Origin of the sequence: Burkholderia sp. PR2, from assembly GCF_052372875.1 — a bacterium.
GTDB classification, from domain to species: Bacteria; Pseudomonadota; Gammaproteobacteria; order Burkholderiales; family Burkholderiaceae; genus Burkholderia; species Burkholderia diffusa.
In genome coordinates, this window is the sequence record NZ_JBQRWH010000004.1 from 350,737 (window position 1) to 374,118 (window position 23,382).

The 23,382-nt window shown below is 60.0% G+C and carries 24 protein-coding genes and 1 tRNA gene; 12 read left to right on the plus strand and 13 right to left on the minus strand.

Features of this window, described 5'->3' with window-relative positions:
- Positions 1 to 3: 3 nt before the first annotated feature.
- Both tatB and tatC read left to right on the plus strand, forming a co-directional pair.
- On the plus strand, positions 4 to 534 hold the full coding sequence (gene tatB, locus ACT2FV_RS18825; protein ID WP_059686471.1) for a Sec-independent protein translocase protein TatB: 531 nt from the start codon (positions 4 to 6) through the stop codon (positions 532 to 534).
- Between the two features lie 41 nt (positions 535 to 575).
- The gene (tatC, locus tag ACT2FV_RS18830) at positions 576 to 1,358 is read left to right on the plus strand and encodes a twin-arginine translocase subunit TatC (RefSeq protein WP_059599823.1); all 783 of its coding nucleotides are present in this window, start codon (positions 576 to 578) and stop codon (positions 1,356 to 1,358) included.
- 228 nt (positions 1,359 to 1,586) lie between these two features.
- Here tatC and ACT2FV_RS18835 read toward each other — a convergent pair whose 3' ends face one another.
- On the minus strand, positions 1,587 to 2,792 hold the full coding sequence (locus tag ACT2FV_RS18835; RefSeq protein ID WP_444504588.1) for a Do family serine endopeptidase: 1,206 nt from the start codon (positions 2,790 to 2,792) through the stop codon (positions 1,587 to 1,589).
- A gap of 21 nt (positions 2,793 to 2,813) precedes the next feature.
- Between ACT2FV_RS18835 and ACT2FV_RS18840 the strand changes: the two genes are divergently transcribed.
- The 8 genes from ACT2FV_RS18840 (at position 2,814) to ACT2FV_RS18875 (ending at position 9,341) form a co-directional block, all read left to right on the plus strand.
- Positions 2,814 to 3,560, plus strand: a complete 747-nt coding sequence (locus tag ACT2FV_RS18840) for a Nif3-like dinuclear metal center hexameric protein (protein ID WP_444504589.1) — start codon at positions 2,814 to 2,816, stop codon at positions 3,558 to 3,560.
- 218 nt (positions 3,561 to 3,778) lie between these two features.
- Entirely contained in the window at positions 3,779 to 4,399 is a 621-nt protein-coding gene (petA, locus tag ACT2FV_RS18845) for a ubiquinol-cytochrome c reductase iron-sulfur subunit (RefSeq protein ID WP_059599826.1), read from the plus strand.
- Entirely contained in the window at positions 4,396 to 5,778 is a 1,383-nt protein-coding gene (locus tag ACT2FV_RS18850; RefSeq protein WP_108064681.1) for a cytochrome b, read from the plus strand. Before petA ends, ACT2FV_RS18850 begins: the two co-directional genes overlap by 4 nt.
- Positions 5,779 to 5,799: 21 nt before the next feature.
- The gene (locus ACT2FV_RS18855; protein WP_124628020.1) at positions 5,800 to 6,558 is read left to right on the plus strand and encodes a cytochrome c1; all 759 of its coding nucleotides are present in this window, start codon (positions 5,800 to 5,802) and stop codon (positions 6,556 to 6,558) included.
- Between the two features lie 94 nt (positions 6,559 to 6,652).
- Positions 6,653 to 7,264, plus strand: coding sequence for a glutathione S-transferase N-terminal domain-containing protein (locus ACT2FV_RS18860; protein WP_006400565.1), 612 nt, complete (start codon positions 6,653 to 6,655; stop codon positions 7,262 to 7,264).
- 71 nt (positions 7,265 to 7,335) lie between these two features.
- Positions 7,336 to 7,854: a ClpXP protease specificity-enhancing factor gene (locus ACT2FV_RS18865; RefSeq protein WP_124628018.1), complete on the plus strand. Its 519-nt coding sequence runs from the start codon at positions 7,336 to 7,338 to the stop codon at positions 7,852 to 7,854.
- A 19-nt stretch (positions 7,855 to 7,873) separates the two neighbouring features.
- Positions 7,874 to 7,949 (plus strand) — tRNA-Thr (locus tag ACT2FV_RS18870).
- Between the two features lie 174 nt (positions 7,950 to 8,123).
- The gene (locus tag ACT2FV_RS18875) at positions 8,124 to 9,341 is read left to right on the plus strand and encodes a tyrosine-type recombinase/integrase (RefSeq protein ID WP_444504590.1); all 1,218 of its coding nucleotides are present in this window, start codon (positions 8,124 to 8,126) and stop codon (positions 9,339 to 9,341) included.
- A 161-nt stretch (positions 9,342 to 9,502) separates the two neighbouring features.
- Here ACT2FV_RS18875 and ACT2FV_RS18880 read toward each other — a convergent pair whose 3' ends face one another.
- The 10 genes from ACT2FV_RS18880 to ACT2FV_RS18925 form a co-directional block, all read right to left on the minus strand.
- Positions 9,503 to 10,546, minus strand: a complete 1,044-nt coding sequence (locus tag ACT2FV_RS18880) for a hypothetical protein (RefSeq protein WP_444504591.1) — start codon at positions 10,544 to 10,546, stop codon at positions 9,503 to 9,505.
- Between the two features lie 828 nt (positions 10,547 to 11,374).
- Positions 11,375 to 14,236 (minus strand): DUF927 domain-containing protein, encoded by a 2,862-nt coding sequence (locus ACT2FV_RS18885; protein WP_444504592.1) that lies wholly within the window; start codon positions 14,234 to 14,236, stop codon positions 11,375 to 11,377.
- A gap of 126 nt (positions 14,237 to 14,362) precedes the next feature.
- Positions 14,363 to 14,689, minus strand: coding sequence for a hypothetical protein (locus tag ACT2FV_RS18890; RefSeq protein ID WP_208282350.1), 327 nt, complete (start codon positions 14,687 to 14,689; stop codon positions 14,363 to 14,365).
- 9 nt (positions 14,690 to 14,698) lie between these two features.
- Positions 14,699 to 15,046, minus strand: a complete 348-nt coding sequence (locus ACT2FV_RS18895; RefSeq protein ID WP_014722320.1) for a hypothetical protein — start codon at positions 15,044 to 15,046, stop codon at positions 14,699 to 14,701.
- Complete coding sequence (locus tag ACT2FV_RS18900; RefSeq protein WP_444504593.1) at positions 15,039 to 15,251, minus strand: hypothetical protein; 213 nt, start codon at positions 15,249 to 15,251, stop codon at positions 15,039 to 15,041. The genes ACT2FV_RS18895 and ACT2FV_RS18900 overlap by 8 nt, the downstream gene beginning before the upstream one ends.
- Entirely contained in the window at positions 15,244 to 15,546 is a 303-nt protein-coding gene (locus ACT2FV_RS18905; RefSeq protein WP_059603878.1) for a hypothetical protein, read from the minus strand. The genes ACT2FV_RS18900 and ACT2FV_RS18905 overlap by 8 nt, the downstream gene beginning before the upstream one ends.
- A complete protein-coding gene (locus tag ACT2FV_RS18910) occupies positions 15,539 to 15,715 on the minus strand; it encodes a hypothetical protein (protein ID WP_085962283.1) in 177 nt (58 codons plus the stop codon). Before ACT2FV_RS18910 ends, ACT2FV_RS18905 begins: the two co-directional genes overlap by 8 nt.
- 325 nt (positions 15,716 to 16,040) lie before the next feature.
- Entirely contained in the window at positions 16,041 to 16,583 is a 543-nt protein-coding gene (locus ACT2FV_RS18915) for a hypothetical protein (protein WP_444504594.1), read from the minus strand.
- Positions 16,580 to 16,786 carry a helix-turn-helix transcriptional regulator gene (locus tag ACT2FV_RS18920; protein WP_444504595.1) on the minus strand — a complete coding sequence of 69 codons (207 nt, stop codon included), beginning with the start codon at positions 16,784 to 16,786 and terminating at the stop codon, positions 16,580 to 16,582. The genes ACT2FV_RS18915 and ACT2FV_RS18920 overlap by 4 nt, the downstream gene beginning before the upstream one ends.
- 124 nt (positions 16,787 to 16,910) lie before the next feature.
- Positions 16,911 to 17,609: a DNA-binding protein gene (locus ACT2FV_RS18925; protein WP_444504596.1), complete on the minus strand. Its 699-nt coding sequence runs from the start codon at positions 17,607 to 17,609 to the stop codon at positions 16,911 to 16,913.
- A 291-nt stretch (positions 17,610 to 17,900) separates the two neighbouring features.
- Between ACT2FV_RS18925 and ACT2FV_RS18930 the strand changes: the two genes are divergently transcribed.
- Both ACT2FV_RS18930 and ACT2FV_RS18935 read left to right on the plus strand, forming a co-directional pair.
- Positions 17,901 to 20,330: an SIR2 family protein gene (locus tag ACT2FV_RS18930; RefSeq protein ID WP_444504597.1), complete on the plus strand. Its 2,430-nt coding sequence runs from the start codon at positions 17,901 to 17,903 to the stop codon at positions 20,328 to 20,330.
- A 244-nt stretch (positions 20,331 to 20,574) separates the two neighbouring features.
- Entirely contained in the window at positions 20,575 to 21,150 is a 576-nt protein-coding gene (locus tag ACT2FV_RS18935) for a recombinase family protein (RefSeq protein WP_249462911.1), read from the plus strand.
- 190 nt (positions 21,151 to 21,340) lie between these two features.
- Here ACT2FV_RS18935 and ACT2FV_RS18940 read toward each other — a convergent pair whose 3' ends face one another.
- Both ACT2FV_RS18940 and ACT2FV_RS18945 read right to left on the minus strand, forming a co-directional pair.
- Positions 21,341 to 21,826 (minus strand): hypothetical protein, encoded by a 486-nt coding sequence (locus ACT2FV_RS18940; RefSeq protein WP_249462908.1) that lies wholly within the window; start codon positions 21,824 to 21,826, stop codon positions 21,341 to 21,343.
- On the minus strand, positions 21,823 to 22,815 hold the full coding sequence (locus tag ACT2FV_RS18945) for an endonuclease/exonuclease/phosphatase family protein (protein ID WP_444504598.1): 993 nt from the start codon (positions 22,813 to 22,815) through the stop codon (positions 21,823 to 21,825). The genes ACT2FV_RS18940 and ACT2FV_RS18945 overlap by 4 nt, the downstream gene beginning before the upstream one ends.
- Positions 22,816 to 23,382 lie beyond the last annotated feature (567 nt).

Genomic DNA, 23,382 nt, shown 5'->3' on the forward strand with positions numbered 1-23,382 from the left:
GCGATGCTGGATCTCGGTCTTTCGAAGATGGCGCTGATCGGCGTCGTCGCGCTCGTGGTGCTCGGCCCCGAGCGCCTGCCGCGCGTCGCGCGTACGGCAGGCGCATTGTTCGGCCGCGCGCAGCGGTACATCAACGACGTGAAGGCCGAGGTCTCGCGCGAAATCGAACTCGACGCGCTGCGGACGATGAAGACCGATTTCGAGTCGGCCGCGCGCAATGTCGAGACGACGATTCACGACAACCTGCGCGAGCACGAGAAGGAACTGAACGACACGTGGAACTCCGCGGTCGGCGGTCCTAACGAAGGCTCGGTCGATGCCGGCACGTACGGCTCCGACACGCCCGCGGCGCCGTCGTGGCGCGGCAGCATGGCCGCGCTCGCGCCGAAGCGTCGCAACTGGCGTGTGAAACAGGCGGCGACGCCTGTCTGGTACAAGCGCGCGACGACCCGCCGCACGCACGTGCAGTCGGGCGCCGCGCGTGTCGCGCGCCATCAGCCGGCCAGCCTGCGCCGGCCGACGCGCTTCTTCTGAGCCGAGCGCATGCTCGCTCGTCAATCCTACCGAGGGCCGGTGTGAGCGACCCCCAGCAGAATCCGGGCGACGCCCCGGAAGAAACCTTCATTTCCCATCTCGTCGAGCTTCGCGATCGCATCATTCGCGCGGGGCTGGCCGTGATCGTCGTGTTCCTCGGGCTCGTGTACTGGGCGCCCGACATTTTCCGGCTGCTCGCGCGGCCGCTGATGGAGAACCTGCCGAAGGGCGGCAGGATGATCGTGACCGACGTCACCGGCTCGTTCTTCGTGCCGATGAAGGTCACGATGCTCGTCGCGCTCGTGATCGCGCTGCCGATCGTGCTGTACCAGATCTGGGCGTTCGTCGCGCCGGGCCTGTATCAGCACGAGAAGAAGCTCGTCGTGCCGCTCGTCGGCAGCAGCTACGTCCTGTTCCTGTGCGGGATGGCGTTCGCATACTTCCTCGTGTTCCCGACGATCTTCCGTGTGATGGCGCACTACAACGCGCCGCTCGGCGCGGAGATGTCGACCGACATCGACAACTACCTGAGCTTCGTGCTCGGGATGTTCATCGCGTTCGGGGTCACGTTCGAGGTGCCGATCGTCGTCGTGCTGCTCGTCCGGATGGGCGTGCTGTCGCTGAAGAAGCTGAAGGAGATGCGGCCGTACGTGATCGTCGGCGCGTTCGTCGTCGCGGCGGTCGTCACGCCGCCGGACGTGTTCTCGCAGCTGATGCTCGCGCTGCCGCTCGTCGTGCTGTTCGAAATCGGGCTGCTGGCCGCGCGATTCTTCGTGCCGAAGCCGACGGAAGAACCCGAGGCCGAGAACGGCGCCGCGAGTTGATGAAATGCGGCGCGCTGCGCCCGGCATGAGGGGCGCCGTCGATGCGGCACTTCGACGACGTTGAATCCGGGCGCGCGACCGGGCGGTGCAGGCGGCGGGTGAACGCAGCTCTGTCACCGTGACGAAGGATCTTCGAAGCAAAACAAAAGGGCAGCCGATCAGGCTGCCCTTTTGCATTTCCATCCTTGGCCGGCAAGCGGCGCTCGCCGATACGCCGCCCGCCGGATGTCACTCGCTGTCGCTGTCCTGTTCGTCGAGCGTCTGCTTCGGCGGCGGTGGGCGCTTGCCGATCACCACGCTCACGTCGAACTCCTTGCCCTTGCGCACGACGTGCACCTTGGTCGGCGTGCCCGGCTTGATCTGCGCGACGGTGTTCAGCAACTTCGTCGTGTCGGTGATGTCGTCGCCGTTCACGCTCACGAGGATGTCGCCCGGCTTGATGCCGGCCTTGTCGGCCGGACCGCCCTGCAGCACGCCCGCGACGATCGCGCCCGACTTCTGCTGGAGCCCGAACGACTCGGCGATTTCCGGCGTGACGTCCTGCGGCTCGACGCCGATCCAGCCGCGCGTGACCGAGCCCGTCGTGATGATGCTTTCGAGCACGGTGCGCGCGGTCGACACGGGGATCGCGAAGCCGATGCCGAGCGAGCCGCCCGAGCGCGAGTAGATCGCCGTGTTGATGCCGAGCAGGTTGCCGTTCACGTCGACCAGCGCGCCGCCCGAGTTGCCGGGGTTGATCGGCGCGTCGGTCTGGATGAAGTTTTCGAACGTGTTGATGCCGAGATGGTTGCGGCCGAGCGCGCTGATGATCCCCATCGTGACCGTCTGGCCGACGCCGAACGGGTTGCCGATCGCGAGCACGACGTCGCCGACCCGCGACTGGTCGGAACGGCCGAGCGTGATCGTCGGCAGGTTCGTCATGTTGATCTTCAGCACGGCGAGATCGGTTTCGGGGTCGCTGCCGATCACCTTCGCGGTGCCCGTGCGGCCGTCGGCGAGCGCGACTTCGATCTGGTCGGCGCCGTCCACGACGTGCTGGTTCGTTAGAATGTAACCTTCAGGGCTCACGATAACGCCGGAGCCGAGGTTGGCGGCAGGTTCGTCCTGCTGCTTGCGGGCGTTGCGGTCGCCGAAGAAATAGCGGAACAGCGGATCCTTCGCGCGCGGGTCGGGCGGCAGCGAGCCGTCCTTGCTGGAGAAGACGTTGACGACGGCGGGCATCGCCTTTTGCGCGGCCTCCGCGTATGACGTGGTCGCCGGTGCACCGCTGATGCCCGGCGCGACTTCCCGCAGCGCGACGATCGGCGTGGCGAGCTGCTTGCCGAGCTGTCCTTGCCGTTGCAGCCATTGCGGCTTGAGCGTCACGACGATGAACATCAGCGCGAGCAGTACGGTCACCGCCTGCGCGAAGAACAGCCAGAAGCGTCTAAGCATCTGAATGGATTAGAGGTTTATATGGATCGGATCGAACTTGAATTGTACTTGAACAATACCCTTGAAACTGCGCGCTTCAAGGACTATTGCCCGAATGGCCTCCAGGTCGAGGGGCGTCGCAAGATCGAGAAGATCGCCACCGGCGTCACGGCGTCGCTCGCGTTCCTCGAAGGCGCGCTCGAATGGGGGGCGGATGCGGTGCTCGTCCATCACGGCTATTTCTGGCGCAACGAGGCGCCACAGATCACCGGCCGCAAGTACCGGCGCCTGAAGCTGCTGCTCGCGAACGACCTGAACCTGTTCGCGTTCCACCTGCCGCTCGACGCGCATCCCGAGTTCGGCAACAACGCTCAGCTCGGCGAGAAGCTCGGGCTGATCGGCGAACAGCGTTTCGGCGACGGCGACCTCGGCTGGATGGCCACGCTGCCGATGCCCGTCACGCTCGAGCACTTCGTCGCGAAGGTCGAGCGCACGCTCGGCCGCACGCCGCTCGTGCTCGGCGATCCGGAGATGCAGCTGCGCCGCATCGCGTGGTGCACGGGTGCCGCGCAGAGCTATTTCGATGCCGCGATCGACGCCGGCGCCGACGTGTTCCTGACCGGCGAAGTATCGGAACCCGTCACGCACGCGTCGGCCGAGAGCGGCGTCGCGTTCGTTGCGGCAGGGCACCATGCGACCGAACGCTACGGAATCCAGGCGCTTGGCGCCCACTTGTCCGAAGAATTCGATATCGAACACCTTTTTATCGATATTCATAATCCGGTCTGAGCGACGGATTTGCGGCGGCGCATCGAAATTTCACAATGTAGCATCCGCTTAAAAGCGAAATGATTTAATCGCTCCGATAGTGGGGGGAAACCCTTAACTATCAACTACTTCGAAGGGATTTTCATCTCCGGGCCTTGTAAATGGCGACTCCATTCGCGCAAACTAGCGGCGGAATGAAAAGTCGTGACGGAAAATCCAACTCAGAAGTGGGGCGTGTGATGCGAGACAAGGAAGAGAAACGCGTCGACAGCGGCCGCCGTACCTGGCTGATTGCGACATCCGTAGCAGGTGGCGTGGGAGGCGTAGCCACCGTCATACCTTTCGCGGCGTCGCTTGCGCCGTCCGCGAAAGCGAAAGCGGCCGGAGCCCCGGTCGAGGTCGACATCAGCGGCCTGAAGCCCGGCGAAATGGTCACCGTGCCGTGGCGCGGCAAGCCGGTCTGGATCCTGAACCGCACCGACGACATGCTCGCCGACGTCGTCAAGGCCGACAAGGAAGTGGCCGATCCGACCTCGAAATCCCCGTATTCGATGCCGTTGCCCGCGTATTGCGCGAACGAATATCGCGCGCGGGCCGATCGCAAGAACATTCTCGTCGTGATGGCCGTGTGTACGCACCTCGGCTGCACGCCCAGCCAACGCTTCACGCCGGGTCCGCAGCCGAACCTGCCGGACGACTGGCCGGGCGGTTTCCTGTGCCCGTGCCACGGTTCGACCTACGACCTCGCCGGCCGCGTGTTCAAGAACAAGCCGGCGCCTCAGAATCTCGACATCCCGCCCTACATGTTCACGTCGGCGACGACCCTCGTGATCGGCAAGGACGAGAAAGGAGAAGCGTGATGGCCGACAACAAGGAAGTCTCCACGACAGGTCTCACCGGCTGGATCGACCAGCGCTTCCCGCTCACGTCCACCTGGAAGAAGCACGTTTCCGAGTACTACGCGCCGAAGAACTTCAACTTCTGGTACTTCTTCGGCTCCCTCGCGCTGCTCGTGCTCGTCAACCAGATCGTCACGGGCATCTTCCTGACGATGAACTACAAGCCCGACTCGATGCTCGCATTCGCGTCGGTCGAGTACATCATGCGCGAGGTGCCGTGGGGCTGGCTGATCCGCTACATGCACTCGACAGGTGCATCGATGTTCTTCGTCGTCGTGTACCTGCACATGTTCCGCGGGCTGATGTACGGGTCGTACCGCAAGCCGCGCGAGCTCGTGTGGATCTTCGGTTGTGCGATCTTCCTGTGCCTGATGGCCGAGGCGTTCTTCGGCTATCTGCTGCCGTGGGGCCAGATGTCGTTCTGGGGCGCGCAGGTGATCGTGAACCTGTTCTCGGCGATCCCGTTCGTCGGCCCGGACCTGTCGTTGTGGATCCGCGGCGACTATGTCGTGTCCGACGTCACGCTGAACCGCTTCTTCGCGTTCCACGTGATCGCGATTCCGCTCGTGCTGGTCGGCCTCGTGATCGCGCACCTCGTCGCGTTGCACGAAGTGGGGTCAAATAACCCGGACGGCATCGAGATCAAGGCGAAGAAGGACGCGAACGGCATTCCGCTCGACGGCATCCCGTTCCATCCGTACTACTCGGTGCACGATTTCTTCGGTGTCTGCGTGTTCCTGATGGTGTTCGCGCTGATCGTGTTCTTCTCGCCGGAGATGGGCGGGTACTTCCTCGAGTCGAACAACTTCGTCCCGGCGAACCCGCTGCAGACGCCGCCGGAGATCGCGCCGGTCTGGTACTTCACTGCGTTCTACGCGATGCTGCGCGCCACCACCGACCCGTTCAAGATCGTGCTGATGATCGTGATCGCGCTGCTCGGCGTGCTCGCGCTGATCCGCGCGCGCGGCAAGTGGAAGGTCGGCCTGCCCGTGTTGGCCGCGGCGATCGTCGTGTTCATGTTCCTGACGGAATCGAAGTTCTGGGGCGTCGTCGTGATGGGTTCCGCGGTGATCACGCTGTTCTTCCTGCCGTGGCTCGACCGTAGCCCGGTGAAGTCGATCCGCTATCGGCCGTTGTTCCACAAAGTGTTCCTCGGGATCTTCGTCGCGGCGTTCCTGACCCTCGCGTTCCTCGGCACACGGCCGCCATCGCCGGCCGCGACGCTGATCGCGCAGGGCTGCGCGCTGATCTACTTTGCGTTCTTCCTCGGCATGCCCGTCTGGACACCGCTTGGCACGTTCAAGCAGCCGCCGGAACGGGTGCGCTTCAAGCCCCATTAACGTGAGCGAGGAGAGAACGACATGAAGAAACTGCTTTCGACGCTCGCACTGATCGGGGCAACGGCCGTGGCGCTGCTGGCGGCGCCGGCCGTGCGCGCGGAGGGTAATTTTCCGCTCGACCGGGCGCCCGATAACACGGAAAATCTCGTTTCGCTTCAGCACGGCGCGCAATTGTTTGTAAACTATTGCCTGAACTGCCACAGCGCGAACCTGATGCGCTACAACCGTCTGACGGATCTGGGCATATCCCAGAAGGAGATCGAAACGAATCTCCTGTTCACGACCGACAAGGTCGGGAACACGATGTCCGTCGCGATGCGGCCCGAAGACGCGAAGAACTGGCTCGGTACCTCGCCGCCCGACCTGTCGGTCGAGGAGCGGGCGCGCGGCCGCGACTGGCTCTACACGTACCTGCGGAGTTTCTACCGCGACGATACGCGGCCGAGCGGGTGGAACAACGCGGTGTTCGAGAACGTCGGCATGCCCCATGTATTGTGGCAACTGCAGGGGCAGCGCACTGCCAAATTCGAAGACAAGACGGACGAGGAGACGGGCGAGAAGGTCCACAAGCTCGTCGGCTTCCAGCAGGTCACGCCGGGGACGTTGTCGTCGCCGGACTATGATGCTGCGGTGGCCGACCTGGTGGCCTATATGACATGGATGTCCGAGCCGGCCCAGCAGACCCGCAAGCGCCTCGGCGTGTGGGTGCTGGTCTTTCTCGGTGTCCTGACTTTCCTGGCCTGGCGGCTCAATGCCGCGTACTGGAAAGATATCAAGTAAACACGCCTGACCGGCGTGGGGCCGGCGCAAGGCGGAACCCGTGAAAGGGGTTGCGCCGCGTGTCGGCCCTCGGCTTTTTTGAGGAAACGCAAATATGATGGTTCTGTATTCCGGCACAACTTGCCCGTTCTCCCAGCGTTGCCGGCTGGTGCTGTTCGAGAAGGGCATGGATTTCGAGATCCGTGACGTCGACCTGTTCAACAAGCCGGAAGACATCTCGGTGATGAACCCGTACGGTCAGGTGCCGATTCTGGTCGAGCGCGACCTGATTCTGTACGAATCGAACATCATCAACGAATACATCGACGAGCGCTTCCCGCACCCGCAACTGATGCCGGCCGACCCGGTGCAGCGCGCACGTGCACGCCTGTTCCTGCTCAACTTCGAGAAGGAGCTGTTCGTTCACGTCAGCACGCTCGAGAACGAAAAGGGCAAGGCAGCGGAGAAGAACCACGAGAAGGCACGCCTCGCGATCCGCGATCGCCTGACGCAGCTCGCGCCGATCTTCGTGAAGAACAAGTACATGCTCGGCGAGGAGTTCTCGATGCTCGACGTCGCGATCGCGCCGCTCTTGTGGCGTCTGGATCACTACGGCATCGAGCTGTCGAAGAACGCTGCGCCGCTGATGAAGTACGCCGAGCGGATCTTCAGCCGTCCGGCCTATATCGAAGCACTGACGCCGTCCGAAAAGGTCATGCGTCGTTGATGGTGCAATGAGTGCATGACGGAGCGGGCGGCGCGGCGTGCCGCGTGCCCGCTCCGGGTTCGAGGATTGTGATGCAAGAGATTTCAACGAAACCTTATCTGCTGCGCGCGTTGTACGAGTGGTGCACTGATAACGGTTACACGCCGCATATCGCGGTGAGGGTCGACAACTCGACGCGCGTGCCGCGTCAGTTCGTGCGTGACGGCGAGATCGTGCTCAACATCAGCTTCGAGGCGACGAGCCAGCTGCAGATGGGTAACGAGTGGATCGAGTTCACCGCCCGGTTCTCCGGGAAGGCGCACAAGATCGAGATTCCGGTGGCCAACGTGCTCGCGATTTACGCGCGGGAGAATGGGCAGGGGATGGCGTTCCAGGTCGATGCGGTCGCGGGCGAGGGCGCGGATTCGGGCGCGTTCGAAGACGATGCCGCGCAGGCGGAAGATGCGCCGCGTGACGAGTCGCCTGCCGTGTTGACGCCTGTGGTCGATGACGGGGCGAACGAGGAGCCGTCCGAAGGCGCCGACGAACCGCCGAAAACCGACGGCGACGGCTCGAAAGGCGGCAGACCTCGCCTCAAGATCGTGAAATGAGGTAGAATCTCGCGCTTACGCCGGCTTAGCTCATCTGGTAGAGCAGTTGATTTGTAATCATCAGGTGGCGGGTTCGAGTCCTGCAGCCGGCACCAAACACTAGTTTCAAGTAGCACCCGGAAGTCCCAAAACCCGCGTCCAGCCTAGCGCTGACGCGGGTTTTTTGTTTCTGGAAGTGCCGAGTGGAACCGGGGCATCCCGGAAATTTGGGGGTAAGATTCGGGGTATGACTTCCCGGATTTGGGGGTATGCCGTACCCCCGGCGAACAATGAAAACCAAACCTCTTACCGACGCCAAGTGCCGCAACGCTAGATTCGATGAGGCCGGGGGAAACAAACTCTTCGACGGTGGCGGCCTGTATCTCGATCTGCGCTCCAGTGGTTCGAAGAAATGGCGGCTCAAATACCGGTTCAATGGCAAAGAAAACCTGCTGACGTTCGGCGACTATCCCGCGACGTCGCTCGCTGATGCTCGGTCGCGGCGTGACGAAGCGAAGCGACTGTTAGCGGAAGGGAAGAACCCTGCGTTCGAGCGTGACGTCGAGAAGCAGACTCGCGCCATTGCTGCACAGAACACATTCGAGGCCGTCGCGCTGGAGTGGTACGAGGCGCAGCAAGCGACATGGAGCGCTTCGCACGCGAGCCGAGTCAAGAAACAGCTCGATCGCGAGGTGTTTCCCCTGATCGGCCAGCGTCCGATTTCTTCGATCGGCGCACCGGATTTGCTCGCGGTCATTCGACGAATCGAAGGTCGAGAGGCGTTCGAGACTGCGCGCAAGACGTTGCAGACATGCGGCCAAGTCTTTCGCTATGCCGTTGCAACGAGCCGTGCCGAGCGAGATCCGTCGCCGGACCTGCGAGGCGCATTGAAGGCAGTGCCCGTTAAGCATATGGCGCGAGTCGGCGAAAGCGAACTGCCGGAGCTGCTTCGCTCGATCGCTGCATATGAGGGCGAGCCGGAGACACGGCTCGCTCTGCGATTCCTGGCACTGACATTCGTTCGTACGATCGAACTGCGGCAGGCCGAGTGGACAGAGATTGACGTGGAGCGCCGAGAGTGGCGAATTCCGGCCGAGAAGATGAAGATGCGCCGCGTGCATATCGTGCCGCTCGCTGACCAGACGATCGCGCTGCTTTCCGAGCTACGCGCGCTTACGGGCCACCGGCGCTGGCTGTTCCCGAACAGCCGTAGACCGTTGCAGCAGATGAGCGAGAACACGATCCTGTACGCGCTATACCGGATGGGCTATCGCAGTCGCATGACCGGGCACGGGTTCCGTGGCCTTGCCTCAACGATCTTGAACGAGAAGGGCTTCAATTCCGACTGGATCGAGCGTCAGCTCGCGCACTCCGAGCAGGACGGTGTGCGGGCGGCATACAACCACGCCGAGTATCTGTCCGAGCGCCATCGCATGATGCAGTGGTGGGCGGACTATCTCGACAAACAGGGCGGGGCGAAGATCATCCCGATCGCGGCGGCAAGATAGACCGCTGCGCGTACGAGTCAGCGTCAGGTCCGAGATCGCTTGGCCACTACTTCATTAAGGGCCGCGATCGGACCCATAAGAGACCTTCAACTCGTCCAACAGCGGTCATTCAAGGCTTGCATCAATCGGCGCCCGTCGTTTGCCTTAGCGCTTGCGCACCATTACCTGCTCTTCCATAGCCAATGGGGTAACGTCACTATCCGCCACGCTATGCCGGCGGTTCGTCTTGGTTTGTGCATTAGCGGGCGGGGGCTCAGGCGGTTCGCGATCTGTCGATAAGAATCTTTCCCTAGCCCTGAGCAAAATCCCTGGCACGCCGCGAGTTCCGCATCGTGCTCGAGTGCCAGCCGCGCAAATTCTTCGGCGAATGGTTGGACATGTTGCTCTATGTAAATCTTCAGGTAGTCTTCGTGCACAACGTCGATTGCCCAGAGGCGGTCTTTACGCCAGTCTTCGGTGTCTCCATCGTACTCGTGCCGAGCGACACGTACCCACGGGGTCATCCGTGCCGTGGGCTGTGCATTCGTTGTTTGAACAAGAACCATAGGAGCATTCAACACCGCTACTGGTATCGTTAAATGCGCGTCAAAATAGGCAAACGTTGGACGAGGAGACTCTGCATTTTCAAAGTGTGAAGTAGCCTTGATCAACGGCAACACGACACCGTTGTAAGAGTCCTCTCCCGAGAGTTCTACTCCGCCGCCAGAGCGACGAGCGCACTTGCTGAAGGTACTTGATATGGGTACGTCTGCAACGAATTCGTGTCTATCCAAGCCCAAGGCATTCAGAATCGGCAGCGTCCAAGTTGATAGATCGTCGTCAGTCACGAGTTCAATCGTGTTTGATTTCAATCCCGCGAGGACTGGAAAATTTGATAGTCGAGGCCGATGCCGCGTGTCGAAAAAGACGAAGGGCAGATCTGACTGCTTACACTCAATGAGGATGTTTAATTGAGGTCGAACCCGTGGATGAGATCCGCGCATGTCGAAGAGCGGTTTGCTCGCAAGCATATCTAACGTGCGCAGAGCATTACTGTCTCGATCTCTGTACGACCACTCCTCCTGCACATGAAAGTGGGCACTTAGATTTTCTGCCACGCGCGTCTGAAGCGGATAACCTGACTTAGCGATGGCATCAAGTAAGGCCACCTCGGTCACACCTGCATTGAGGGTATTGCGCGCAGGATTGTCCGGGGTTGCATCCATTAGTAGCGGCGCCCTTGGCTGTTATAAGTTGCGAAGTGTGATCTAACATTCCCCACGGTCTCTTAGGGGATCATGTCCGGCCCAATGATGTCATTGGGGACTGCCCGTTGTCGAGCGGCGGAGCTGCCAGACGTCGAATGTATGGTTTCGAGTATTCCGCATGGAGCGCCAATGGCTGATTCTGGCCGAGCTGAGTCAGACGATCGATGTTGTCTGTTTCGCCCCCTCATATGACCCCCTTGCCGGGCACCGCCCACCGATTTTTCAGAGTTGGCACCATACCGCCGGCCCTCCGTATTTCGGTATGAATATGACCCCCCTTAGGCGCGCCGAGAGTAGGAAAAACACGCGGGTGTGAGCCCCCGCGTCTTTGCCCTAGACGCAGGGTCCCCCGGTTTCCGGCCACCCTGACACTTGCGGCCGACGCAACAAAGCCCGATCAGGGCCCATCGCGGACACCCCCCTCAAAAACACGTTGTCGACGCACCTCGAATCCTGGAGAGCCTTGCCACGCTTGGCTTCGGGATTGATGCAGTCGGTCGACGCCTGTCCGCTCAGTGCAAAACGAGCTGGAGATTTGGAGATAAACGTCTGAATCGGCCGAAAAGCCTTATGGGGCAAGGCTTCGCGTGTCTCCAAACGATTTGGAGAACGCTGGAGATACTGGAGTTAAACCGGGCTGGATTGTTGCGGCTACGGCAAGATTCGCGGCAAGCGCCGGCCCGGTTCCGTCTGGAGCGGATCGCTCAAAGTAACTTTGACGCGCGAGAGAAATATGCCGCGCAAAGGAATGCCCGCCACCGCCCTCCCGGACGGCGGCGGTGCATTTCACAGCTCAAGCGTGAAGATGGACGGCAGCACGCGATAGACCATGAACTTGCCGTGACCGGGGATGTACTCCTGCCGATACGGATAGCCGTCGCTACGCGGCATCAGCACGCCGCGCTTCATCAGTGCCTTGGCGACGATCTTGTGATCGAACCCGGCGCACACGTCTTTACGAAACACGGCCGCTTCGATCAGGTATTCCGTCTCGACGCTTTCCGCATCGTCCGCGCTCATCTTGCCGCCGAACTCGGCGTAATACTCGCGATCGGAAGCGATGGGCGTGCGCCGCTCGTCGCGCTTCACGTGCTGTTTGAAGCCCGCTCGATGCGGCACGTTCGGCCGATGGTCGTCCTGCGCCCGGTTCATCCAAACAAAACGGTTGTCGCCGTGTGCGGCGAGAAAATGCTGTACCTGCCGCACGGCTTCCGCCTCGTCGGAGTTGCCCGTGCCGCCGCGCAGTTCGAGCCAGCCCTCGAAGCAGCGACGTGCGGCCTCGACCGCTTCGCCCTGCGGCCAGCCGGTCAGCCCGTGCGCCGTCGCCAGCTCGCCGGCCACCGCAACGAGGCAGAACCGCTTCGCGACGCGCGCGACCTGCGAATGCGAACCGTCCGGCACCCATTGACCGACCAGCTCGTCGATGCGCATGCGCAGATGCTCGGCCAGTTCGCCGGCCTGCGACGACGCCCACTCGATGAACGCGGGGCCGGCCGTGCCGTAGTGCATGCCGGCGTGCCGCTCTAGATGCTCGATCAGCGCGGCCGGCGTCGGGAAGCCATGCAGCTTCTCCACCACACCCATTTCGCCCACCTCGGCCGGGATCGCGGGCAAGCGCACCTCGATACCGCCTTTCATCGGCTTGTTGCCCTCGGCCATCAGCGCGGACACGCTCTTTTCGCCGTTCGACAGGAACAGCAGCCGCCATGTGAGCACGGGCTTTGCCGAGCCGCTACGCGACGCGCGCGCCTTACCCGACTCGTTCGCGAGCATGTAAATCACATCGCCGACCAGACGCGGCTCGACCTGCCCGATTTCGTCGAGGATCAGCATCGCGTCGCTATGCTGCGTGGCAACGGCTTCGAGCGCGTTGTCGGTCGCCTTCCAGCTCCGCACATAGTCCTGCGAGCCGAACACGGACGCGGCGATGACGCCGCCCGTCGACTTGCCCTTGGACGTCGTGCCGAGCAGGTGGAAGCCGCCAGACTGAAGCCCGGAGAAATGCAGCAGCGGACCAGCGAAGGCGGTTGCGACGCAGAACAGCAGGCGGCTATTGCCGACGCAGTAGGCTGCAACCTCCCGTTGCCAGTCGTCCAGCGTGCCGCGCTCCTTAAATTGGCTCTGGATCGGCGTGTCGGCCTGATAGATCAGCGCCTCTTTGCCGGTGCCGATCACGCGATCGGGCAGCACGAACGCGCCGTGATGCCAGCCGACGCGCGGCACGCAGCGCACGCGCTCGTCCGGCTGCGCCATTTGGATATAGTTCGCGATCTGCGTGCGGGCGATCTGCGTGACGCCGAGCTTCACGCCCATATCGAGCAGCATGCGGCGCAGCTCCGTGCCGTCGCCGGCAAAGAGGCCGGCCGGCACCGCCCATCGTTTCAGGATGCCGTCGCGGTCCGTGAATTCGAGCAGGTAACCCCACTCGCTGTTCATTTCGTTTCGCGTCTCCGCGATCACGTCGATCCGCGTGCTGACCCAATGCGGCGGCAGCGGATCACCCTGATTGTTGAACCCGTGAAACCACACGCCCTTGTCGTCGACGACGAACCGCGACTTGCCGTCCTGCGCGCGGGCTGTTTTCGGGCGCTTGGAGGGCTTCGCGGCGGCTGGAGTGGTCTTGCCCTTGCCAACGTCAGCCGAGCCGGCCGGCGCGAGTGCAGCACGCACGGCGGCGGCCACCGCATCGGGGCCGACGTGCGCAGCCAGGTCGTTAAAGTCGGTGCCAGCCGCTGGGCGATTCGGACCGAAGTCGGGCACGGCGACGATGCCGGCGACGGCCTCGGCCGCCGCGCGGGCCTTCGTCACGCCCGGATTGCCCTTCGTCGCGTGGTCGTCGTCGGCGCACACGACGATACGGGCGTCCGGATATTGGTCGCGCAGCGCCGTCGCGACCGCGTGCAGGTTGCCGGCGTCGAACGCGACGGCGGCCGGATAGCCCGTCGCGGCCGCGAGCGTCGCGCACGTCGCGTAACCCTCGCCAATCAGCAGCGTGGACGGCGCGGAAGATAGCGGACCGCCGATCAGCGAGAAGCAGCCCGCCTTGCGACCGTTCGGCAGATAGCGTTTCTGGCCGTCCGTCAGGACGAATTCCAGCGTCCACAGCTTGCCTTCCGCGTCACGGGCCGGGATGACGAGGGCGCCGTCGCATGCGGCCGTGCCGATGCACAAGCCGCCGCGATAGACGCGCAGCGCGTCGACCGGAATGCGCTTGCGAACGAGATACGGATGATCGGCCGACGCAAGCTCTGCCGCCGACCAGATCGACTCAGCGAGCGCCGACGCGGCTTGCTGCTTCTCGGTCAGTTCGGCCAGCTCAGCCGCCTCGCGGGCCGCACGCTCGGCTTTCTGTCGCTCGCGCTCCGCTGGATCGACCGGCTTCGCCCGATGCGCACGCGGATCGAAGCCGCCGACCTTGGCGAGGTGAAACAGCGTATTGATGGTGATCTTGCCGCCCTTGAACGACTTCCACACATCGCGCGCGTCCTTGCCGTTGTAGTTCTGCGCGCCTTGGCTCCATTCGTTCCAGAGGGCGAAGCCCTCCTCGCCAAACTCGGCCTTGAGCGCCATCCCCACCTGACTCCACGTATCGCGGTCGTCGGGCGGAACATAGCCGAGCGCGACTCTCGCCCGCTCGAATTCGGACATGGGTGCGTTACTCATAGGTTCCCACTGAACGCGCGTCGGCCCACTTCCGATTAGTAGTCCATATCGGGCAAGCAGCTACCCGACGCGCGAAGAATTGAATGATGCGATGATGCCTAGCGGCGGGCGTCAGCCGGCCGCGCGAGGCACCGACAGAACCGCACCGCCCGCCGTGACGTCGTTGCTGTAGACGTAGCGGCCGAGCCGCGACTCGCCAAGGGCGTCGTTCGCCGCCTCCAGCGCCGCGCCGATCGACGGCAGGGACGCGCGGAACAGGCTCAGCACAAGCCAGTAGTCGTCATCGGACATGGCCTTGTCGGCCGCCCAATGCAGGCTGTCGAGCAGCTCCATGGCGTCGCTGATCCGCGTCCCGATACGGTTGCAGTCCGGCCGGTTCACCTCGGCCACGAAGTGCGACGCGAGCGGTTGCACGGCATTCTTGTTCGTCTTTGCCATGGCTGCCCCTTAGTGTGTCGTGCGCGGTTCGCGCGTGACGAGGCCGAGCGCCGCGAACAGATGTTGCTGCACGCGCCCCATCAGGCCGGCCGCGAACGCTTGGCGGCTGATCGTCACGCGGTGCGCGTCGACGTCGCCCGCGTCCTGCATGGCGGCTTCCATGCCGCGCGCGAACGCTGCGGCTTGATGTGCCGCGTAGTCGTGCAGTCGCACGTCGCCTTTCAGGTCGAGCCATGCGTCGGCGCAGATCGCGCCCAGGTCGACGGCGAATTGCAGCTCGATCGGAGCGCCGGTATCGAGCGGCGGTGCGTTGTCAAAGCCATTGATAACCGCGGTTCGGATGCGCTGATCAGTCATGGCACACCTCCGGTTGCGCAGTACGGCGCATTTCGGCCGAATACCGGCTCGCGACGCTTTGCCCCATGTCGACAAGCGCTCGCTCGTAGGTGCCCTCCGCAAGATGCGAACGGACAGCATCGAACAGCGCTTCGAGGTGGGCGAACTGATGGGCCGCACACATGGCGATCATTGTGACTTCGTTCGGCAGGCGGAATTCAGACATGGCGCACCTCCAGAATCGACGCGAGGAGTTGCCCGACATCGATCGGGCAATCCAGCTTCGCTTCGCCGCGAATCGGCGTGAGGTTCCAGTCGTGGACGGCTGCATGCGTGAACTCGCCGAATCGGCGGTCGTAGACGCTGCGCCCCGTGACAGGGCCGCCCAAGATCCGCACGCGCCAATCGTGATCGGGCGTCGGACGAGCCGATGCCACCTCAACAAGCATGCCGATGCGTGAACGTGCATCGCATTGCGTGACGATCGCCAGATCGCCAATCTTGCAGCGCAGCTCAGCCATGACGCACCTCCGCACGGACAAGCGCTGCGATTGCGGCAAGTGCCGCGCCGGTCGCGTCGAGCGCGTCTTGATACGTGCTGGCGGTTGCTGCGTCGCGCAGTGCTGCGCGGACGATGGATTGAATGAGGTGGGATTGCTGCCCGGTACGGGCGTGCATGGACTGGCGCATGGATTGCGACCTCCTCTGGTGGGTTGAACCACCCGGACCTCAACGCCAATTGAGGTGGCCGGGCGCATGGCGGCGTTGGCGTACCGGACCCAGAGGAAACCGGCGAGCGCGAGCGCTCCACCACCAAGGCCCGACCGTAGAAGGCGCTTAGTGTGCGGACGTAAAAAAACCGCGCTGAGGCGGTCATCCGCCTCTGGAGATTGCCGGACGCCAATCCGGACCGCTGTTGTTTCAGCGACGCCCACAGGATACTGCGCACCGTCGCGATGTGCAAATTGTGACGTCTCGCGCGGCGCAGAGGCGGCAAAGTGGCTTTGAAGGCGAGTCATGCCAATTTGCTTCCCGGTTGGACAAGCGTGATGGCTTGCTTGATGGCATCAATGTCGGCGCGCAACGCTTCGTCGTAGTTTCTCGCGCGACTTCCCGCCATCCCTGCGCAAATCACCGCTTGAGCAGCCGCGCGTGCATTTGTATCGCGGCAATGCGCATAGACATCGCTATAGAGAGCGCGGTACGCCGACAGTAGATCGTGCTCATGGTCACGCCGATATGCCTCATAGTCCATCACCGCCGCATCAAGCGCTTTCATGATCCTTTCCGGCGCGGCTGAGATTTGGTCGTGCCCAAGGCGCGGCGAGTCCAGCAATAGGGTTGCGACTAGCGTGACTGCAAGCGCGACGAACTGCCCTGTATCGTCACCTCGATTCCACATGCGAGTCTCGAAATCGTCGAGTGCGTGGGCCAATGCGCGCAGCTTTGCGCTCTTACAAGATTGGTAGGCCACATCGCGGGCGACTCCCGCGACAGCGAGCGCTTGACCGAAGGGGCCTCCGCGGCCGCGAACGAGTACGGTGTCTTGGCCGTTCATGCGGGCTCCCGTCCAGCCTGCGAGTTGATCCAAGACTGGATATCAGATTCGAGCCAGCCGACGGCACGTGTACCAAGTGGAATTGGTTTTGGGAACGTGCCCGCCTGAATGCGCCGATAGATCTCGCTCTTGCTGAGACCGACGAGGCCGGGCAGGCCGCGCATTCGTACAACGCAATTGATTGGGTGCAACGTGTTGTGCATCTTTGCTCCGCGACTTATGGGGCCGTGCGGGTTTGCACGGGATAACGCGAAGCATGCGGGCTGAAAAGCGACTGTCGTATCGACAGTTGCTTTTGATGCGTTCACGAACGCAAGTGTCGATACGTCAGTTGCGTTTTTGAGGCTTCAACGTGCTCAACCAGTTTTTCCGAAGCGCACGGACATGACTCGGCGACACATTAAAGCGGGATGCTAATTCCGAGCTGACGGATCGGCCCATGTAATCTTCGCCATTGCGCGATCGACGACTGAGCTCGTCCAGGATCTTGTTCTTCTGGGCGTGAGCGAGGCGCTTCTGCTGAGCTGGGCCGATCCGAGCGCTTGCCCGCTCTTTAGCGTGCCGCTGACGTTCCCGCTCTTCTGTTCGCGCTGTCGCGACACGAAATGTATTGGCATCCGCAGTTTCTGCGACTTGAGCTTGAAGCACATCGATCTGGTGGCGCAAAGCGGTTGTCGCATCGCGGCGTGCAAAATGCACGACGGCCCGAAGCACTGCGCTGTCGAAGGATGGGTGTCGGATTAGGTCCTCGACAGAGTGCATATGATTGGCATCAATACATCGCACAATCAGACCGGCCAGTAGTTCGGTCGCTTTTTCTGACGAGGTGTGCGCAAACAACAGATCTGGGATGTGATCAAGTCGCCCGCGTCCTGAGTTATCGGTATTCGCTTGTGATGCGCGGTGCCGCTCGGCGACGTAGGCGTCGGTACGGAGATGTTGCTTGAGCGGGGTGCGACGTTTTTGCTGGAACGGTCGTGAAGTTGGCGATGCGGAAGACGGACGAGCGTTGTTCTTGTTGAGCAATGAGGCACCCTTCTGTGCGGTCTCCTTCGAAAGACGTCAAGCCAGCCGGTGAAGGAATCCGGGGTTCGGGTGGCCGCCCTAGACTTGACGTCGTTATTTTCTCATGCCCCGAGATATCTGCGTGCTAATGACTTTTGAGTCTGGCAGAGTGGTGCTGCGACAGGTCGCGTTCGCGAGCAACATCGCAAGTCGACGGAGCGGTTGTCTTGCGCGGTTGCACGTTGCAGTCATCGCGTAACTGTGTACTGCTTGGGAAAGAGAGAACATTCGAAAATCTACATTGAGACCATCATGCCAATCGAAATAACTCGCCTCGCTAATGAACTGATTCCGGAGAAGACGGTGTTGTTTTTCGGTGCGGGGGCGTGCGTACCCTCGCATGCTCCTTCAGTGGCAAAGTTGATGGAGTGCTTTGAGGCAACATTCAATTTGGCAAGTGATGGTTATTCGCTTCGTGAATATGCCGGTATTATTGAGAATAAATTTGGTCGCAGAAGGTTGATAGATGCTCTTCGGGTTCCATTCAAAAAACTGCATCCGACAGGAAGTCTTTTGAATATGCCGTTGTATCCATGGAAGTCTCTGTTTACTACGAATTACGACCTTTTGATCGAGCAAAGTTACAAGGCGAAGAGTGTAGATTTGCTCGTTTACGAATCAAATTTTGATTTCTCGGTTCACGAAAGGCCGGCTTCGACGAAGTTGTTTAAGTTGCACGGAACAATAGATAAAGACGTTGCGGATGGACATGTTGGCAGAATTATCATTACCGACAATGACTATGATTTTACTAGTTCATATAGAGAGGGTTTGTATTCGAGGCTGAAATCGGATTTGCTTGGGGCGAATCTGATAATCATTGGTCACTCTCTCGCAGATGAGGATATTAAAGCGGTCGCAAATCATGCGGCTGAGATTTCTGGGCAAACAGGTGGTGTTAGTAAGATAACTTTGTTAATGTATAACAAGGATTTGAATCGTGCTGACCTGTGGGAGCGAAGAGGATTTCAAGTATGCTTCGGCGGTATCGACGACTTCTTTTCTGCTATAGCACCCAAGATTCCGGAGACAACTGCCGCATACATTGATCCAGTTGAGCCGCTAGATCACGCGCCATCGTTAAAGCCGGTGACGATAGATGTTTCTCATGATGCGACCGGCGATTCGGATATAAGTGGTATGTTTAACGGGTGGCCTGCCCGATTTTCCGATATTGAGGCAGGCCTCACGTTTGACAGATTGACGACTTCTGATGTCGTCGAAAAGATCAAAGGCGATCTTTCTTGTGCGGTGATTCTGGGGCCAAGTGGAGTCGGCAAAACGACGTCAGCCCGCCAGATATTGCTGCGTCTCTCCAAGGAAGGCTTTTATTGCTGGGAGCACAAGGACGATTTTGAACTTGTTCCTGCAGAATGGCTAAAGGTCGCACGCGCATTGCCAAAATATAATGCGGTCGGGGTTTTGTTTGTCGACGAGGCGCATCATCATCTCTACGCTGTCAATCAGATTTTGGATGCGATTAGGGCTGATCGTATTGAGTCATTCAAATTAGTTCTTGCAAGCACTCGCAATCATTGGAATCCCCGTATTAAATCGACCGCATTTTATAAGATTGGCAAAGAATTTTCGATGGACCGGTTGCGGCCGCAGGAAATTGAGTGGCTTTTGAATATAATCGATTCGAATCGGCAGATAAAGGAGTTGATAGGTGATTCGTTTGCGGGTTTTTCGAGGTATGAGCGACGTCGACGTCTAATTGAAAGATTTGAATCTGAGACGTTTGTTTGTCTGAAAAATATATTCTCGTCCGAAAAGTTCGATGACATTATTCTGAGGGAGTATGCTTCTCTTTCACCCGAGTATCAGGATATATATCGCGTTGTCGCGGGGATGGAGAGTTCTGGGATTCGCGTTCATCGGCAGTTGGTCATTCGTTTGCTGGGCATTCCAGGCGATGTGATCTCGGCGGCGCTATCGAATCTAACTGACATCATTAGGGAATATACTGTTAATGAGCGCGAGGGGTTGTATGCGTGGAGATGTCGTCACGATATTATTGCTGCGATATTAACGAAGTATAAGTATCAGGATGTGGGGCAGATCGTTCAGCTTTTCGATGATGTCATCGATTCAATATCTCCAACATTCGATATTGAGGTTAGAAGTATTCGTGAGCTGTGTAATTTGGAGGCTGGGCTCCCTAGAATATCGGATAAGGATGTTCAAAATAGACTTTTGCGTAAAATGATGTCCGTTGCCCCCGGGGAGAGAATTCCTCGACATCGATTGGTTCGAAATCTGATACAGATGGGGCAATACGAGAAGGCTGAAACGGAAATTAGAATTTTTGAAAAGGATTTTGGTGTTGATGCGCCAATAACCCGATACAAGATAAAGGTTATGATCGCTCGGGCGGTCGATGCGCCTGGGCTTCTCGATGAGGATAGGATTTCAATTTTGCGCCAAGCTAGAGATTCCGCTGTCTTGGCAGTCGATCGTTATCCGGATCATAAGCTAATCCTAGGCGCTTATTGCGACGTAGGGATCGAGTATTATCGAAAGACTGGCGATTTCTCGATTTACGATGATGCAATGGCAAAGTTGAAGTCGGCCGAGATGCAGGTTGGCGATCCAGAAATCAGTATGCTGGTTCGGCAGTATGAGCGCCGAATGGCCGGGCAAAACGAAATTCTTCCTGACGATAACCTGCCTGAAAAGTGACACGCTGTTACATGGCGACAGTGCTGATTGGTGCCCGCAGGCGTGACTAGGTTGATGCGGGAGAGGGTGCGGCTTTGTGGATATCACTGCCTAGACGTGCCGGTCCCTAACCGCATCAGGCATTGTGTCCGAAACCGATCCCTTGCGGACATGGGTGTGTAGGCATGTCCGAAAATAAGGGTTTGATATTTTCGGACATGCGGTATGATTCGGACATCCTTTTCGAACACATTGAGAGTGCAGCATGTCCCGGACCTTCGCATACGCCCGCGTTAGCACGACCGACCAGACGGCAACTAACCAACTCCGCGAGATCGAGGCGGCCGGCTTTGCGGTCGACAAGCGCCGGATGGTTGCGGAAAACATTTCCGGTAGTGTTAGAGCGCAACAGCGTCCGGGGTTCGCTGAGCTGCTTCTCAAGATGGAAGAGGGGGATGTATTGATCGTGACCAAGCTGGATCGACTCGGCCGGAACGCGATGGACGTGCGCGAGACAGTTGAGGTGTTGGCAGATCGCGGCATACGGATTCATTGCCTCGCACTGGGCGGCGTTGATCTGACAAGCGCCGCCGGGCGTATGACGATGCAGGTCTTAAACGCTGTTGCCGAGTTTGAGCGCGACTTGCTGATCGAGCGAACGCAGGCCGGTATCGCGCGAGCAAAGGCAGAAGGTAAGGCGATGGGCCGTCCGTCCGCGCTAAGCAAGCAACAACAGGACGAAGTGCGGCAGCAATTGAGCCAGGGGGCGAGCGTCGCGAGTCTGGCAAAGAGCTATGGCACGAGCCGACAGACCATCATGCGGGTGCGCGATGCCGTCTAAGCGGCGCATGCCGCCGAACCTAGGACTTGCTAGCGCGCAATTCATTCGGCGGTAGTGGCCTTGCGAAGCGCTACGGCAAGAGTCAACCCACTATTGTGTGGATAGGTGCTGCCGCATAAGCGGAAAAATCGAATGGGCGACCAGATGACCACCCGGCCGCCGGCACAGTTGCCATCGAGTGTGTGTATTTTTACGCACCTTCAGTTGTTGCGTCCCGAGGTTTGAGTGGGCGATTGAGCAGCGAGAAAAGGGTTTCCCCTCCCCAGGAGCTTGCTAGGAGTTCGGCAATCGCGTCTTCAAGCGAGGATCGGTCGTGGCATCGAACGTCACGATTGTCATAGCTGACGACGCACGGATAGCCTTCGTGCGGGCGCTCAAACTTCGCGAGCTTTTCCCATGACGCGTCAATAGCAAGCGGGTTCCGTGCGGCTAGCCATAACTCAGTTGGGGTCGGCTCCGTCGCAGTCAGCAGTGCGATCGAGGTGGCGAATTGCTCTGCAATCGAGCGCTTGCGCGGCTTCTCAAACCGCTGCTGTCCAATTTCAACGCGCCCGTTCGTTTCATTAAACACGGACTGCCGGACGTCGGTGACGACTTGGTCCACCTCCGCCCTAGCTTCGGCGGCGCGGGCGGCCGCGTCTTGTCCGCGCTTGAATGCGTCAGCGAAATCGGTCATGTTCTGCTCCTCAACTCTACGACTCCCAGCACGGGGAGATGGTCAAAAATTTCCTTCGGATTAAGCAGCTTGGCTCTGAGGTCCAGAGGGACTAGGATCCCGCTGTTCGCTTCATCCAAGACAAGCGCTTTTCCTTGGAGGAACTCCGAGGAAAAAATCATTTGATCGAATGTAAACCACCGGGATATGCGTCCCTTGTTGTAGAAGTACGTTCCGCATACCCCGTCCGGGGGATCATCGTCCGAATGGTTGTGCGACTCGCCCAAGCGTTTCCAAAACGGGTTATACAAAAGGTCCTTGTGGGCGCGAACCAAGTAACGGTCCCTTGTCGCGAGCAGATGTTCGGACAAGGACGCAGAAAATGGGTCATCGTTGTAGTCGCCCATCAGCACGATGTACGGATGCGCGTCTGTTCTGAGGTTCTCAACGGTCCATCGAAGCGCGATCCCGAGTTCCGCTCGCTCCGGTGCCGACTGGGCCACGCTCAGACGACTCGGCCAATGCGATACAACCACGTGAAACGTGTCGCCGGTTGCCGTGGCGGTAAATTCGGCGACCTCGCCCGTCTTTAGCGACTGTCGTCCGCGACTATCGACGACAGACCTATGGCGCTCTAAAGCAACTTTGCTTCGATCGTAAATTACGGGCGTATCGAACTTCAAGCGACCGTTTCGGCTTGTCGCGTCATGAACGGCAATCTGCGGGTCATCTAGGCCCCGTACGATGGCGTCGAGATCATCTGTGCAAACCTCGCCGAGCCCCAGCACCGCGAACTCCGTCAGCCGGCGTATCGAGCGAATTTGACTTACGACAAAGTCAAGTTCGGCCCTTCCTGCCTTTCTCCTTGGTACAGGCGGCGAAAGACTCGTGTTCCACCAGACGAAGGCCAATGTCCCGATGGCTTGCCAAACTGCGCTTCTCGATCTGTCGGTTATCAATGTCGACACATTAAATTGCCAGTCCTCTATGAGATGGTCGATTGTAGCCAATGTGGTGTGGCGCTACTCTCGTGACATCGACGATTTCGCAGCCGGTACAGCGGCGGCGTGGGGAGTTTCTTTGCGCGCAGCGTTCCAGCCGCGAAGAGTTCCGTAAACGGCGGGCGTGATCCGAGGCGCCCGCCGGTCTATCTCCAATCGTGTCTCCAAGAAAAGAGGTCTTTTGGAGACATACTTGGAGATAGTCGGAGCCTTGCCAGTCGCGGCAGACCGGCCGAAATGAGCGCTTGTCTCCAAATCTCCAACAAAAATTCGTTCCGGCGGCATACGGAACGCATGTTTCCTTGGCGGCGGGTCCCGGAAAGACGAAGGGAAATTCCGCGAAGCAGCTCTCGCAGGTCGCTCGCTGTATGGGGGTACGTTTGGGGGTGTATCGGAGATTTGTCTGAGATAATTTCTATTTGAATCAGTTGGTTAAGATGTAAATACCATTCCTGCAGCCGCACCATATCTGACAAGGGGTTACGCGATGTTTGCGTAGCCCCTTCGCGTTTCCAATTCAGCTTTTGCGTGACAGTCCGGAAATCGAGCCAGTGGCGGGGCCGAGCATTCGGTGCG